Origin of the sequence: Pontibaca salina, from assembly GCF_016307205.1 — a bacterium.
Taxonomy (GTDB): domain Bacteria; phylum Pseudomonadota; class Alphaproteobacteria; order Rhodobacterales; family Rhodobacteraceae; genus Pontibaca; species Pontibaca salina.
In genome coordinates, this window is the sequence record NZ_JAEIJD010000005.1 from 132,610 (window position 1) to 147,290 (window position 14,681).

Consider the following 14,681-nt stretch of genomic DNA (forward strand, 5'->3'; position numbering starts at 1 on the left):
TTTCGTCTAGATAGCTCACTCGTCCGAGGCTGCGCCCGGGTGCAGCTCGCTTACGAACTTGTCGAAATCATCTGCAGCCTGAAAATTCTTATAGACGCTGGCAAAGCGCACATAAGCGACCGTATCGATCCGGGCCAACGCCTCCATCACGATTTCGCCAATCTTCTTGGATGGAATGTCGGTTTCGCCCATGCTTTCCAGCCGCCGCACGATGCCGGAAATCATCTGGTCAATGCGTTCGGGTTCGATCGGGCGTTTCTGCATGGAGATACGGATCGAGCGCTCCAACTTGTCGCGGTCAAAACTTTCGCGCTTGCCGGTGGTCTTTATGACGACAAGATCGCGGAGCTGCACGCGTTCATAGGTTGTAAACCGCCCGCCACAGGCCGGACAGAACCGCCGTCGCCTGATCGCGACATGATCCTCGGCTGGGCGCGAGTCCTTGACCTGCGATTCCATGTTTCCGCAAAACGGGCAACGCATCAGCCGGTCCCTTCCTCAAATTTTCCTCTATTTGTGGTCGCCTGGCACCACTTGTCCACAACTATAGGCGACACTCCAGACTTTGGGTAGAGGCAATTTCCACCCCCCATATGGACAGATGGAACCGACGCTGCAGCAGCCGCGTTCTCCGCGTGAGGGTACCGGGAGTCTCCCGCGCCCCCCTATGCACAGGAGTCGGATATGAGTGTCGCAAGAGTAACCGAGATTTCCGCCACATCGCCGCAGAGCTTCGAGGATGCCGTCACAAAAGGAATTGAGCGTGCGTCAGAGACCTTGCGCAATGTGACAAGCGCTTGGGTCAAGGAACAGCGCGTCAAGGTCGGCAACGGCAAGATCAGCGAATATCAGGTCAATTTGATGGTGACATTCGTTCTGGACGATTGATCTGAGCCGGGTCACCGGCACAGATGCGCCGCCACCCGCCGCGTGTGCGGCGCATCTCGATGTTCGAACAAATAGATACCCTGCCAATTGCCCAAAAGCATCTGTCCGTGTGACACAGGGATCGACAGAGAGACCGGCAGCAACGCGGCCTTGATATGGGCAGGCATGTCATCTGGTCCCTCGACGGTGTGCCGTAACCACGACATCGCCTGATCATCCCCATGCGGCACCAACCGGCGCATGAACTCGGCAAGGTCACGCTGAACATCAGGATCCGCATTTTCCTGAATCAGCAGCGAGGCGGAACTATGCCGCAGAAACAGGGTCAGCAGTCCTGATTCGACAGCCGAGGCCATCAGCCACGCGGCAATATCATCAGTTATCTCGTAAAGTCCGGGCCGATTGGTTTTAAAAGCAAACTCAGTCTGCATGGCATATCAGCGCCCGAATGGAAAACGATCCTCGAACGGGTCATTACCAAAGCAAAATTGATGCGCCGCAGCCGAGGTCAGATTGTACCCCACCGCGTCAATCGAAAGGGAATAGCCATGCTCGGTTGCGGCGCCCGGTGGGGGATTCAACGCGAACTGCACAGCCTTGGTGCCGGGACGTGTGACGCTGGGCCCGACTCCGCGCTGAATGTAAAGCCGCTGCACTGCGGCGGTATTTAGTACGCGGCGCGCATAGTCCCCCGCAGCGCACCAAAACTGGGCTGGACCTGCACCGGGGCGGCTGAGAACCTCAAAACCGCCCTGCGGCAGCGCGAAGACCTCTTGGCGGTTCACTGCGCGCCATGCCAACGCCGCGCTGGACCAGCTTATCGCCAAGAGCAGAGCGGACAGAGCGACATACCGCATGGCCCTAGTGCCGCATTCGGGGATGGGTGCAATCCTGCAACGACAATTGCACCGACTGACTGCGTCCCTCTCGCAACGGCAGGCTGATCAACCCACCCTCGGACGGCTTAATGCCTGCTGCTTCGGGATCAAGCGTGAACTGCACGGTGGTGCGCTTGTTGACGCTGACACCGGAACCCCGACCACGCACCACATAGATTTGCGCCGTCCACGGCGCATTCAATGCGCGGGCGGCATAATCGCCTGCGCCGCACCAGTACCGCCCGGATGAAGCGGCGGTGCTGCCGTAAACCTCGAAGATGGCAGTATTCACCTGACTGACCCGCATATCGCGTTTGGCAGCGAAATCGGCCAGCGACAGATGCGGAAGACACAGCGCCAGCGCGGCAATTGGAGCAGCAATCGCATATTTCATCGCGTCGTCACCTTTTTCAATGCTCTTAGCGATTATAGAGCTCGTTAACGCGTCAGACAGAGACCTCACAAACTCGTGAAAACTCCACCGATAACAAGCAGACCGGGGCGCTGGGATAGGCTATCAGTCCCCGGTCTGCATTTTATACAAAGTGGCTTTCGATCACCTACTGGTCGAGAAACGAACGCAATTTGCGCGACCGACTGGGGTGTTTCAGCTTGCGCAGCGCCTTGGCTTCGATCTGACGGATGCGCTCGCGGGTCACACTGAACTGCTGGCCGACCTCTTCCAAGGTGTGATCAGTGTTCATCCCGATGCCGAACCGCATCCGCAAAACCCGCTCTTCGCGCGGGGTGAGGCTTGCCAGAACACGTGTCGTGGTCTCTTTCAGGTTCTCCTGAATCGCCGAGTCCAACGGCAAGACCGCGTTCTTATCTTCGATGAAATCACCAAGCTGGCTGTCTTCCTCGTCGCCGATGGGCGTTTCGAGAGAGATAGGCTCCTTGGCGATTTTCATCACCTTGCGAACCTTGTCCAGCGGCATCTGAAGCTTCTCGGCCAGCTCTTCGGGGGTCGCCTCGCGCCCGATTTCGTGCAACAATTGACGCCCTGTGCGCACCAGTTTGTTAATCGTCTCGATCATATGCACCGGGATACGAATGGTGCGCGCCTGATCGGCAATCGAACGGGTGATCGCCTGTCGAATCCACCATGTCGCGTAGGTGCTAAACTTGTAACCGCGGCGATATTCGAACTTGTCGACCGCCTTCATCAAGCCAATGTTTCCTTCCTGAATAAGGTCAAGAAACTGCAATCCGCGGTTGGTGTATTTTTTCGCGATCGAAATGACTAGGCGCAGGTTTGCCTCGACCATTTCCTTCTTCGCCTGACGGGCCTCTTTCTCGCCCTTCTGCACTTGCTGGACGATGCGGCGGAATTCGGAGATGTCGAGCCCCACATATTGCCCAACTTGTGCCATGTCGGCGCGCAGTTCCTCGACCTTGTCGGTGCTGCGCTCAATGAACATCTGCCAACCGCGACCCGGCTTTTCAGCCATTTCAGTCAACCAGTTCGGGTCAAGCTCGCGACCACGATATGCATCGACGAATTCACGACGGTTGATCCGGGCTTGATCGGCCAGTCTGACCATGGCGCTGTCGAGCGACATCACTCGCTTGTTGATGCCATATAGCTGGTCAATCAAGGCTTCGATACGGTTGTTGTGCAGGTGCAGTTCATTGACCCGCTGGACAATCTCAGACCGCAGTTGCTGATATTTGTCTTCCTGCCTACCGCTAAACGAATCGTCTTCGTTCAATGTCGCAGAAATTCTGCTATCCTGCATTTCAGAGAGCCGCTGGTAGTCGCTAGCAATACGCTCCAGCATTGCCAGAACCTGATCCTTCAGGGCGGCTTCCATTGCCGCCAGGCTCATGTTGGCCTGTTCTTCCTCTTCTTCGTCGTCATCTTCCTTGGCAAGCGGGTTGCCGTCGGCGTCGAGTTCCGGGCCAGTATCCTCCTTGGATTTGGCGCCTTCCACTTTGGCCGGGTCGACAACCGGTTCGGTGACAGCCACCTCATCCTCTAACTGGTTGTCAAAGGTGGTTTCCAAGTCGATCACGTCGCGCAGAAGAATGTCTTCGGAAAGCAATTCATCGTGCCAAATGGTGATCGCCTGAAATGTCAGAGGGCTTTTACACAAACCCGCGATCATCGTATTGCGGCCGGCCTCAATGCGTTTGGCGATTGCGATCTCGCCCTCGCGCGACAGCAACTCAACGCTGCCCATTTCGCGCAAGTACATGCGCACCGGGTCATCGGTACGGTCAAGCTTCTCAGAAGCGGCCTTGGCCACCGTAACGTCACGGGCGCTTTCGGTCGTGGCGATCTCGGTCGAGCCGGTGGCCTCTTCCTCTTCCTCTTCGGCCTCTTCATCTTCGATGACGTTGATGCCCATTTCGGACAGCATCGACATCACATCTTCAATCTGCTCGGAACTCACCTGATCGGGGGGAAGAACCTGATTGAGTTGATCGTAGGTGATATACCCTTTTTCGCGTGCCTCGCCGATCATCTTCTTCACGGCGGCCTGGCTCATATCCAGCGAGGTTTCGGCCTCCTGATCTTCGGTCTTGCGCTCGTCTGTGTCTTTCGCGGCCATTCAATGCTCCTGCACGGTGCCTAGGTGATTCGCATTTATCGAATCATTCACGGGATCGGGTGATTCGTCACCCCCGTGTAACCGTTTTTATTCAGAGTTTCCTTACCAAAGCCCTATTTGCGCGGCTTAGAATCCCTGATCCTCTCCAAAAGCGAATCGAGTGCGCCGCGTTCCTCGCGGTTTATTCGCGCTCCGTTTTCGCCGGTGTCATATTCCGTTTTATCCTCATGCGGGTTTCGCATTGCCCGGTTGCGCGCTTCGGCGGCCTGGCGCAATCGCCAGGTTAACGCCTCATCCGCAAGGCCGGACAAATCCTCAACCGCCTCGGCAATCTCGGCATTCAGCCCGCGCCGCGCTTGGAGTTTTGCGAGTTCTTCGGCCAGAATCATCCGAGCCAGATCCAGATCGCCGGGGTTGCGCACGCAGGGGCTTATTGCGACATGGCGCAATGCCATCAGGTTTTCAAGGGCTCGAGCGCCGATCTGGTCGCGAATTTCGCGGGTCAGCGTTTCGTGATCAGCCTCGACATGGTCCAGCAATAGGTCGCGCAGCCGGGCATGTTCCGGGTCGGAGCAAGGCATCGCGTCGAGTTCCGATTCGAATTCGGCGATCACTGGCGGCGTGACGATGGCACTGGCCAAAATCACCGCCTCTCGCATGTGGTCTTGCGCGCCATCGCCCGCCGCCACCAGAAGCGACGATTTCGTACCCGGCATTGCCGTCAAGAGGGGTGCCTTGCCGCGCCAAGGCACGCGTCTGGACTTTCCTCGTCGCGAGAACAGATCCCAACGTAACCTCTTGATTTCCGAGCCATAATGCGCCCGTATCGATGGATCTCGGATCAGGAGGATCTTGTCGCGCAGTGCCTTGTCGAGCGCCGCTTTTCGCTCGGGGCTATCAAAATTTCGGCCTTCTGTTTCGCGTTGCCAGAGCAGGCGCACCATCGGCGCCGCTTGGTCCAACACCTCTTGTATTGCGCCCGCGCCCTTGGCGCGTAACAGGTCATCGGGGTCCATGCCCTCAGGCATGAGCGCGAAACGCAATGACTGCCCCGCCTCTAGCAATGGCAATGCCAGATCAATCAGCCGCATCGCGGCGCGCAAACCGGCGGTATCACCATCCAACGCAATCAATGGTTCGGGTGCGATACGCCAGAGCAACTGCAGCTGGCTTTCCGTGATCGCGGTGCCAAGTGGCGCAACCGCCGCGCCGAACCCGGCTTCGGAAAGTGCGATCACGTCCATGTATCCTTCGGCCACGATCAGCGGCATACCTTTTCCAGCGGCGCTGCGTGCGGGGCCATGATTGTAAAGGCTGCGGCTTTTATCGAACAGCGCGGTTTCTGGCGAGTTGAGGTATTTCGCGTGATCGCCGGGATCCATTGCACGGCCGCCAAACGCGATTGCGCGTCCCTGAGCGTCACGAATCGGGAATATAATACGATTGCGAAACGTATCGTAAGGCCTGCCGCCCTTGCTACTGGGTCTGGCCAGCCCCGCATCCAGTATAAGGCTTTCGGCCACCCCCTTACCGCGCAGGTGATCCCAAAGCGCCTGCCAAGCATCGGGCGCAAAGCCGATTTCCCAGCGCTCGCGCACTGCATCATCCAATCCACGCTGAGCAAGATAAGCCCGCGCCGCCCCTGCCGGCCCTGTGGCCAGTTGCAGGCGGAAAAATTGCACCGCCTGCTCCATGACCTCGATCAGTTGTGCACGGTGGTCGGTTTTTGCCTGCGCTCTGGGATCGCGTGCCGGCATTTCCATCCCGGCTTCGCGGGCTAGAATCTCGACCGCTTCCATGAACCCGACATTCTCGGTCTCTCGCACAAAGGAAATGGCATCGCCCTTGGCGTGACAGCCAAAGCAATAATAAAACCCCTTACGGTCATCGACATGAAAGCTGGCGGTCTTTTCCTGATGAAAGGGGCACGGGGCCCACAAATCACCCTTGGCCTGATTGGATTTACGCGCATCCCAAATAACTTTGCGCCCGACGACCTGGCCAAGGCTCGACCGGCTGCGCAATTCATCCAAAAATCCAGAAGGCAGGCTCATATCACATCATATTGGTCCGATGACTCGACCTTTCCACAAGCGTTACAGTCTCGTGCAACCTCTCCAGATTGCCAGCCGTTGACCGAGGTGTCGATCACCAGCGCTCTTCCCCGCTCAAAGACACATTTCATTCCAGATCGCAGCCAGATCCTGATCGCGCAATTCATCTAGGTTCTGCTCATAAACCCAAGGTGTGATCACCGGAATTGCTGCGTTATAATTCTCGGGCCAAGTTGGCGGGTCTGCCAGAATTGTCTGCCCCACATCCGCCTCGGCCACGTTGTTTAATCGTGCCTGCTGGATCGCAGCGACGATGTCAGCCTGATGGGCGCAACTTTCCTTATCCGAACCGGTTGCCAGTGCTGGCGTCACTAGCAGCGTGAGGGCAAGGGCGAGACGAACCATAACCATATAACTCCTTGTGACGATTTGGCCAGATCAGAGAGTACCCGCAATTGCAGCGCCCTGCCATGCGGGCTCTCTTGATCCGGTTCAATCCGAGCCAGCGGCTTTCAAAGCCCTTTGGCGCGATAACTGGCCGCAACGCGGTCAATCGATACCATATAGGCTGCAGTGCGCAGGTCAGGCACATCATTCCGGCTGTGCCAGACCTCGCGCATTGATTGATAGGCAATGCGCATCGTGTCGTCCAGCCCCGAGCGCACCAGCTCCAGTTCTCCGGCCCCTTGCAGATATTTCTGTTTGAAATCCGGTGACAAGGTCCAGCCAAGTCCCTGATCTTCAGACAAGCGCTCCAGTTCGTTTATGAGCAAGAGGTGGTGTGCCTCTTCCTGACGGCGCCGCATCCGACCGAACCGGATCCGCGTGAGGTTTTTCACCCATTCGAAATATGAGACGGTCACGCCACCGGCATTCGCGTACATATCCGGGATAACCAGAGTTCCCTTCTCGCGCAGAATCTCGTCCGCGCCAGCGGTGATCGGTCCGTTGGCCGCCTCGATGATCAACGGAGCCTGAATCCGCGCCGCGTTATTGACATTGATGACGCCTTCCATCGCCGCCGGGATAAGAATGTCGCAAGCTTCTTCCATGACGCTGGCCCCGTTTGCCGTATAGGTAGCATCCGGATATCCGCTCACCCCGCCATGTTTCGACATCCATTCGTGCACCGCCTCGACATCTAGCCCGGCAGGATCGTAAAGCGCGCCGTCATGTTCGACGATGCCCACGATGCGGGCGCCGTCTTCCCCTCTAAGGAAGCTCGACGCATGGTATCCGACTTTTCCCAACCCCTGCACGACAATCCGTTTGCCATCCAGACCGCCCGACAAGCCAGCCTTGGCAACATCGTCGGAATGGCGGAAAAACTCGCGCAGAGCATATTGTACGCCTCGCCCCGTCGCCTCGAGCCGCCCTTGGATGCCACCCGCATTCAAGGGCTTTCCGGTGACACAGGCCCGCGCGTTGATGTCCGTCGTGTTCATGCGCCCGTACTGATCAGCGATCCAAGCCATCTCGCGTTCGCCGGTGCCCATGTCAGGGGCGGGAACGTTTTGGCTGGGGTGAATCAGATCACGCTTGACCAATTCAAAGGTAAAGCGGCGGGTGATTTGCTCAAGCTCATCTTCGTCGTAAAGACGCGGATCGATGCGCAGGCCCCCTTTCGAGCCGCCGAACGGCACCTCGACCAACGCACATTTATAGGTCATCAGGGCGGACAGGGCCTCGACCTCGTCCTGATGCACATTGATTGCGTAACGGATGCCGCCCTTGACCGGTTCCATGTGTTCCGAATGGACCGAGCGATAGCCGGTAAAGGTGTGCACTTTGCCACGCAGGCGCACACCAAAGCGCACCGTATAAGTCGAGTTGCAGACCCGGATCTTTTCCTCCAGCCCCGGCGACAGGTCCATCAGGGCAACCGCCCGGTTGAACATCAGATCGACGCTTTCGCGAAAACTCGGTTCGGTGATCTCGGTCATATGTGCATTTCCTTCAAGAGCGGCGCTTAATCGCGCTGCAGTAGATGTGACTGATATTACTTAAACGCGTGATTAGACCTTCTGTTGAATTTCAGCAACCAAACGAAACCGCAGTCTTTTTATCTTCCCGCATAGCCGCGACTCGGATGTCAGTTCGTTCCAGTTTACCTGACAGAATCGGTCGGCCTGCGATCACGGGGATGACCCTGTTTACTGATCAAGTCTGGCGGCCAACCGCGCATCTAGCAATGTTGCCATCTGTTTGGTCTGCGACGCCGAGACGACACCGCCCACGCCAACCCGACGCCCGATACGCCACCATAGCCCGGGACGCCAAGCAAACGGCCCCGGTAGGGCGGTCCGCACGACAAAGCCTTGCGATGGTTTCAGCGCGAAATTTCCTCGCTCGACCATCTCAATCCCGTCGAAGCGCACCAATACAGTACCCGCGCTGTCGCGTAACCCGCCTTCGTGCAATTCGACGCTCAGAGCCGTGGCACGCCACATCTGCCCGGCCAGAGCCCAGAATGTGAGCGCCAGCCCAATAAGTACAATCTGCACCCAAACGCCGCCCGTGGCGACCAGCGCTACCCGCAATAACAGCAACCCCAGCCCGCCAAGCGTGAGCAGAGCCACCCACCTTCGCGGTTGACTGGCCGTCACCTGCGCTATCATATCACCATCGCCCACTTCATCACCTAGCATCCATACTGCCCGTATATCGAACCTCTCGGAGTCGGTCATCGCATTGGTTAGACATGCCCATATAAACCACGGGCCAAGAACGTCACGAGTGCTCCTCCGCTGCAATAGCTGCCAGTGCGCGATTATACGCCTTAAGCGCATCGATATGGAACAACGCGCCAACAAGTCTGGGACGGTCGCTTGCATCACTTAACTCAACGACCGGAACAAACCCGTCATCGACACGATCAAGCAGCGGCAAGGCGGCCTCCAGCGTCGTGGTCGCCTCAACGAAAAGCCCCTCTTCCATCATCTCGTAACAACGGGTGGCGTTGGCCGCATTGGGCGCATCAGGCGCACGCATGACAGCACGCGCATGAAACATCGACGGCAAATATGCCTGCGGTCCAGCCGCAAGATGGACCCCCTGACGCCCTAATTGGGTCAGGAAAAATGAGCGCTCGACCATGCGCGATGCAATGGCGGTCGAGATGCTGATCGACACCATCACCGCAATGCCGACCTGCCAGTCTCCGGTCAATTCAAATACAATCATCGTTGTCGAAATCGGCGCGCCCAGAACGGCGGCCGCGACCGCCCCCATCCCGGCATAAGCATAAAGTGCTGGGCTGCCAGAGACCTCGGGTAACAGGCTGGTTGCAATCAACCCAAAAGCCAGACCGGACAGCGCCCCCAACATCAGAGACGGGGAAAACACCCCGCCGCCCATCCGCCCGCCGAATGTAATGGCGACAGCGGCAGCTTTTATCACCGCAAAAACAATAACCTCGTTTAGAATGTAATCGCCGGATAGCGCATTATAGGTGGTCTCGTAGCCGACACCGATAATGTGGGGAAACCAGATCGCGATCGCACCCAGCATCGCCCCCGCTATGGCCGGTCGCAACCAGCGGGGCAGGCCGCTGCGTCTCTGAAAATGGTCGCCGATGTCTTCGGCCCAGAAAATCGACCGCATGAAGACAACTGCGATCACTCCGCAGATCAGCCCGAGCACCAGAAACGCTGGCAATTCGACATAGAATTTCAGCTCACCGGGAGTTGTCAGAACAAATTCTGTAACATCACCGAACTCCAGCCGATTGATCACGGTTCCGGCGACGCTGGCAATGACAATGGGGGCGAAAGCGCGGACCGCGAAATGGCGCAACACCACCTCAAGGGCAAACAGCGCACCGGCAATTGGCGCGTTGAAACTGGCCGAGACGGCCGCCGCGACGGCACAGCCCAGCAGATCGCGCCCGGTCAGACCATCAGCGTTTATTTTTCGGCACACCAGCGTGGAAATCACCCCTGCCATATGCACGACCGGCCCTTCACGACCCGATGACCCGCCCGCGCCCAGCGTGATCAGCGAAGCGAACATTGACGCAACCCCGGCGCGACGCTCGACCCGGCCCTCATGTAAGGCCGCACCTTCGATAACATTGGCGACGGCACGGACACGCCCATCGGGCGTAAAATGATGCAAGATGAGACCAACGGCCAGCCCGCCAAGAATAGGAATAGTCAGAATCCAGTACCAAGGCAGCGATTCAGCAAAGCTGTGCAGACGATGAACATCATCGGTGCCGTAGAGTGCAGACTGCAATGCATCGATGGCCTTGCGAAAGAACAGAGCGGCAAATCCGGCGGCGATACCGATGGCCAGCGCGATAAGCCAGAAACGGATCTGGCTGGGCCCGCGATGGCGTAGCAAACGCCACCCGTCCCTGACCGCATTAACCATCTTACGGAATTCGCGCGACAGTAAAGAGCGGGACGGCTCGGCCATATATGCCTCTTGTTAACGCTGACTCATTGTTTAGCGCCTTTACATTCGTTTTTGAATCAAAGAATTATCGGCTATTGCTGCGAGTCCTGCGCAGGCCGCACCTTGTGTCAGGCCCCTGCGACCAACGGCAAGAAGACTCTAATGTCAGTCGACCAGCAAAGCGCGCGCGGCAGCGCGGGCCTCGGTCGTGATCGTATCCCCGGCCAGCATGCGGGCAATCTCGTCGATACGATCCGTTTCCGCCAAGGCGGTGACGGTGGACAATGTGCTTTTGGCGTCGCTTTGTTTGTGCACACGCCAGTGGTGACCGCCACGGGCCGCAACTTGGGGCGAATGGGTCACAACCAACACCTGCCCGCCTTCTGCCAACTCTGCAAGACGGCGACCTACGGCATCGGCCGTGGCGCCCCCCACCCCGCGATCGATTTCATCAAAAATCATGGTGACGCCACTGGACGGCCCCGTGAGACAGACCTTGAGTGCCAGCAGAAAGCGGCTGAGCTCTCCGCCAGATGCGATCTTGTTGAGTGGTCCAGCCGGCACTCCGGGATTTGTCGCCACGGTAAAGGCCACTGCATCTCGCCCTTCGGGACCGGGATCGGCCGGAGTGATTTCGGTGCAAAACACCGCTCGCTCCATCCGAAGCGGGGCAAGTTCCGCCATTACTGCTGCGTCAAGCCGCGCCGCTGCGGCGGCCCGCTGTTGTGACAGCTTGGCAGCTTCGGAATCATAGGCGGCCTCGGCGCGCTCCAGTTCAGCGTAAAGCACCGCCAGATCGGCATCACCTGCGTCAAGCGCCGCCAATCGATCACGTAAGCTTTGCGTCAACTCGACCAGATCGTCGGGCACAACGTCGTGTTTGCGGGCCAGAGCGCGAATCGCGAAGAGCCGCTCCTCGATACGCTCCAGTTCGAATGGGTCGTATTGCAGCGCTTCCAGCGCTTCCTCTACGCCACGTTGGGCATCAGAGATTTCATCGAGTGTGCGGCCCAGCGCAGCAATCGGTGAGTCCAACACGCCCTCGGCACTGCCTGCCACGCCCTCCAACCAACGCAGCGCATCACCGATGGCGGAATCGGCGCCGTCACCGCCTTCGCCGCCCAGCAGAACATGTGCCCGCATGATATCGGCGCGGATTTTCTCGGCAGACTGCATCTGGCGACGCCTTGCGTCGAGTTCCGGCTCTTCGCCAAGCTGCGGGTCAAGTTCCTCCAACTCGGCGGATTCGTGGCGCAAGCGCTCCTCTTCGGCCCGCACGGCGTCCAGAGCGGCACGGGTCTGATCGACCTTGTTGCGTGCGGCGCCCATGGCGTCCCAACTGTTGCGTGTTCGCGCGCGCGCTGCTTCCACCCCGGCAAAGATATCCAGCATCGCACGGTGGCCGCGCGGGTTTAACAATCCCCGGTCATCATGCTGGCCGTGCAATTCAACCAATGTGTCGGACAGCGCCCGTAAGATTTCGCCTGAACAGCGCCGGTCGTTGACCCAAGCGGTCTTACGCCCATCTACGGTATTGACGCGGCGCAGGATCAACTCGTCATCGGATTCCGGCAGTCCGGCTGCCGCCAAAACGGCACGCGCACCATGGTTCTTGGGCAGATCAAATACCGCAGTTACCTCGCCTTGACCGGCACCGTGTCGCACCAGTTCCGCGCGCCCGCGCCAGCCCAGCACAAAACCCAGCGAATCGAGCAGGATAGATTTTCCTGCTCCTGTTTCACCGGTCAGCACGTTCAGACCCGGCTGAAACACGAGATCCAGCCGATCAATAATCAGCATATCCCGGATTTCCAGTGCACGCAGCATCAGGTCACGCGTGCGATGCGTAGCGGCGCACCGCCCCAGTCAAAACCATTGGCCTTTGATCGACTGCCGGTAAATTTGCGCCAGCCAGTTGTTGCCGCTGCTTTTCGCCTGCAACCCCTGCCCGGTCAGCAGTGCATAGCTGTCTTGATACCATTCCGAGCCTTGATAGTTGTGACCCAAAATTGCTCCCGCAGTTTGCGCCTCGTCGGTCAAGCCCAGCGATAGGTATGCCTCGACCAAGCGATGTATTGCCTCCGCGGTGTGGGTCGTGGTCTGGAAATCCTCGACCACGACGCGGAACCGGTTGATCGCCGCCCCGTAATGCTTGCGCCGCAGATAATAGCGCCCGATCTCCATTTCCTTGCTGGCCAAGTGGTCAAAGGCGAGATCAAATTTCAGGATCGCGGAATTGGCGTACTCACTGTTGGGATAGCGTTCAATTACCTCGCGCAGCGCCTGCAAGGCTTGGAAAGTCAGCCCCTGATCGCGCCCCACCTCGTCAATCTGATCGTAATAGGAAAGAGCCAGCAAATACTGCGCATAGGCTGCGTCATCGTCGGTTGGGTAAAAATCGATGAACCGTTGCGCCGCCGAACGGCTGTTGGGGAAATCCCGCCCTTGATGATAGGCGTAGGCCTGCATGATCAGCGCGCGCTTGGCCCATGTAGCATAGGGATAGAGCCGCTCGACCTCGGAGAAATAATAGGCCGCGTCATCGGTCCGGTTGCGCGCTAACTCATATTCGCCACGGTCGAAAATCTGCTCTGGCGAGTAATCCTGAAGCTGCTCGTCCCGGTTTGCTGCCGGTCCAATGCCGCTACAAGAAGCCAGTACCGCCACCAGTAAAATTGCACCGATGGTTTTGGCCTTTGTGATCCTGCCGCCAATCATGCTTGCCGATCCTCGTCGTCGTGTCCGGGAAATGCCCCACTCGGGGATGGTCTAGCACATTAGTTTCCGGGGCAAAACGCCTTAAAGCACTCCGCTGGGATGTTCCCGGCTACTGTGATGACATTGCGCCGGGCATTGATCACGCGACCTTGGGAATTTCTGCTGGAACAAGCCCCGCACCGGGAAGACGCGAAGCGGTCTCGGCATCGCAGACCACGCGGCGCCAAGCATCAGGACGGGCAAACAGCGCCCGCAGCAAAGTGTTGGTCAATGTATGACCGGCCTTATCGCCGACATACCGACCCAGAATCGGACCGCCTGCCAGCGCCAGATCTCCGAGCGCGTCCAGCATCTTATGGCGCACTGCTTCATCAGCATAGCGAAATCCGCCTGGGCTGAGCACCCGATCCCCATCTACGACAACCGCGTTTTTCAAGGTCCCGCCTAAGGCCAGTCCCTGATCGCGCATGGCGTCGATGTCAGATTGGCGACAAAAGGTGCGGCTGTCACACAGTTCGCGGGCGAAGGCCCCGTTGCTCATATCCAAAGATTTACTTTGCCGCCCAATGGCTTGGTCGGCAAAATCAATGGTGAAATCGATTCGGCATCGATCGTGCGGCAGAAGGCTTGCGCGGGCATCGCCGCGTTCCACCGTCACCGGTTTCAGCACCTCGATCGCGGTGACCGGTGCCGACAGACGGCGCACACCATGCTTTATGATCCCGCGCACGAATGGCGCAGACGACCCGTCGAGAATGGGAACCTCGGGCCCGTCGATGTCAATCAACGCGTTATGAATACCACATCCGGCCAGTGCCGCCATCACATGTTCGACGGTCGAAATTGTAACGCCGGCCTGGTTGCGCAGACGGGTGCAGAGGGGGGTGCGATCCACCCGGTTCCAAAGCGCCGGTATTGTCGCATTGCCCAGCTCAATATCCGTGCGACGAAATACGATGCCCTGCCCTGCCGCAGCCGGACGCAACACGAGACGGGCCGGCTTACCACTGTGAAGCCCAACCCCTTCGAATGTCACCGACGCTTTCATTGTATTCTGCACTAGGAGCCTCATACCGCCAATTCTCAACCACTTCGGGCTGTTGTGGCTCAGTAGCTAGTAGGTGCGGCGCGACTGCTCAACTCAATCTTTGTAACTGACTGAAACATCAGGGTTCGGGATCGGCGGAACC

The 14,681-nt window shown here is 58.3% G+C and carries 14 protein-coding genes; 1 reads left to right on the plus strand and 13 read right to left on the minus strand.

Translation table 11 applies throughout. From position 1 onward, the window contains the following. Positions 1-15: 15 nt before the first annotated feature. Positions 16-483, minus strand: a complete 468-nt coding sequence (gene nrdR / locus JAO82_RS08195) for a transcriptional regulator NrdR (protein WP_198685880.1) — start codon at positions 481-483, stop codon at positions 16-18. A gap of 201 nt (positions 484-684) precedes the next feature. Here nrdR and JAO82_RS08200 point away from each other — a divergent pair, with 201 nt between their 5' ends. Then, complete coding sequence (locus JAO82_RS08200; protein ID WP_198685881.1) at positions 685-888, plus strand: dodecin family protein; 204 nt, start codon at positions 685-687, stop codon at positions 886-888. Positions 889-899: 11 nt separating this feature from the next. Here JAO82_RS08200 and JAO82_RS08205 read toward each other — a convergent pair whose 3' ends face one another. The 12 genes from JAO82_RS08205 to lpxC all read right to left on the minus strand — a co-directional run bounded on the left by JAO82_RS08205 (position 900) and on the right by lpxC (position 14,551). Further along, positions 900-1,319 (minus strand): secondary thiamine-phosphate synthase enzyme YjbQ, encoded by a 420-nt coding sequence (locus tag JAO82_RS08205; protein ID WP_198685882.1) that lies wholly within the window; start codon positions 1,317-1,319, stop codon positions 900-902. 6 nt (positions 1,320-1,325) lie between these two features. After that, positions 1,326-1,745, minus strand: a complete 420-nt coding sequence (locus JAO82_RS08210) for a hypothetical protein (RefSeq protein ID WP_198685883.1) — start codon at positions 1,743-1,745, stop codon at positions 1,326-1,328. A gap of 4 nt (positions 1,746-1,749) precedes the next feature. After that, positions 1,750-2,160 (minus strand): hypothetical protein, encoded by a 411-nt coding sequence (locus tag JAO82_RS08215; RefSeq protein WP_198685884.1) that lies wholly within the window; start codon positions 2,158-2,160, stop codon positions 1,750-1,752. A gap of 166 nt (positions 2,161-2,326) precedes the next feature. Beyond that, entirely contained in the window at positions 2,327-4,321 is a 1,995-nt protein-coding gene (rpoD, locus tag JAO82_RS08220; RefSeq protein WP_198685885.1) for an RNA polymerase sigma factor RpoD, read from the minus strand. 113 nt (positions 4,322-4,434) lie between these two features. Further along, positions 4,435-6,375, minus strand: a complete 1,941-nt coding sequence (gene dnaG / locus JAO82_RS08225) for a DNA primase (RefSeq protein WP_198685886.1) — start codon at positions 6,373-6,375, stop codon at positions 4,435-4,437. 114 nt (positions 6,376-6,489) lie between these two features. Continuing rightward, the gene (locus JAO82_RS08230; protein WP_232897295.1) at positions 6,490-6,786 is read right to left on the minus strand and encodes a hypothetical protein; all 297 of its coding nucleotides are present in this window, start codon (positions 6,784-6,786) and stop codon (positions 6,490-6,492) included. A 101-nt stretch (positions 6,787-6,887) separates the two neighbouring features. Further along, complete coding sequence (locus JAO82_RS08235; protein WP_198685887.1) at positions 6,888-8,318, minus strand: Glu/Leu/Phe/Val family dehydrogenase; 1,431 nt, start codon at positions 8,316-8,318, stop codon at positions 6,888-6,890. A 210-nt stretch (positions 8,319-8,528) separates the two neighbouring features. Beyond that, on the minus strand, positions 8,529-8,954 hold the full coding sequence (locus JAO82_RS08240) for a hypothetical protein (protein WP_198685888.1): 426 nt from the start codon (positions 8,952-8,954) through the stop codon (positions 8,529-8,531). 151 nt (positions 8,955-9,105) lie between these two features. Continuing rightward, positions 9,106-10,794, minus strand: a complete 1,689-nt coding sequence (locus JAO82_RS08245) for a chloride channel protein (protein ID WP_198685889.1) — start codon at positions 10,792-10,794, stop codon at positions 9,106-9,108. Positions 10,795-10,938: 144 nt separating this feature from the next. Beyond that, positions 10,939-12,600, minus strand: coding sequence for a DNA repair protein RecN (recN, locus tag JAO82_RS08250; RefSeq protein ID WP_198685890.1), 1,662 nt, complete (start codon positions 12,598-12,600; stop codon positions 10,939-10,941). Between the two features lie 39 nt (positions 12,601-12,639). Next, positions 12,640-13,491, minus strand: a complete 852-nt coding sequence (locus tag JAO82_RS08255; protein ID WP_198685891.1) for an outer membrane protein assembly factor BamD — start codon at positions 13,489-13,491, stop codon at positions 12,640-12,642. Between the two features lie 139 nt (positions 13,492-13,630). Beyond that, complete coding sequence (lpxC, locus tag JAO82_RS08260; protein WP_198685892.1) at positions 13,631-14,551, minus strand: UDP-3-O-acyl-N-acetylglucosamine deacetylase; 921 nt, start codon at positions 14,549-14,551, stop codon at positions 13,631-13,633. Positions 14,552-14,681 lie beyond the last annotated feature (130 nt).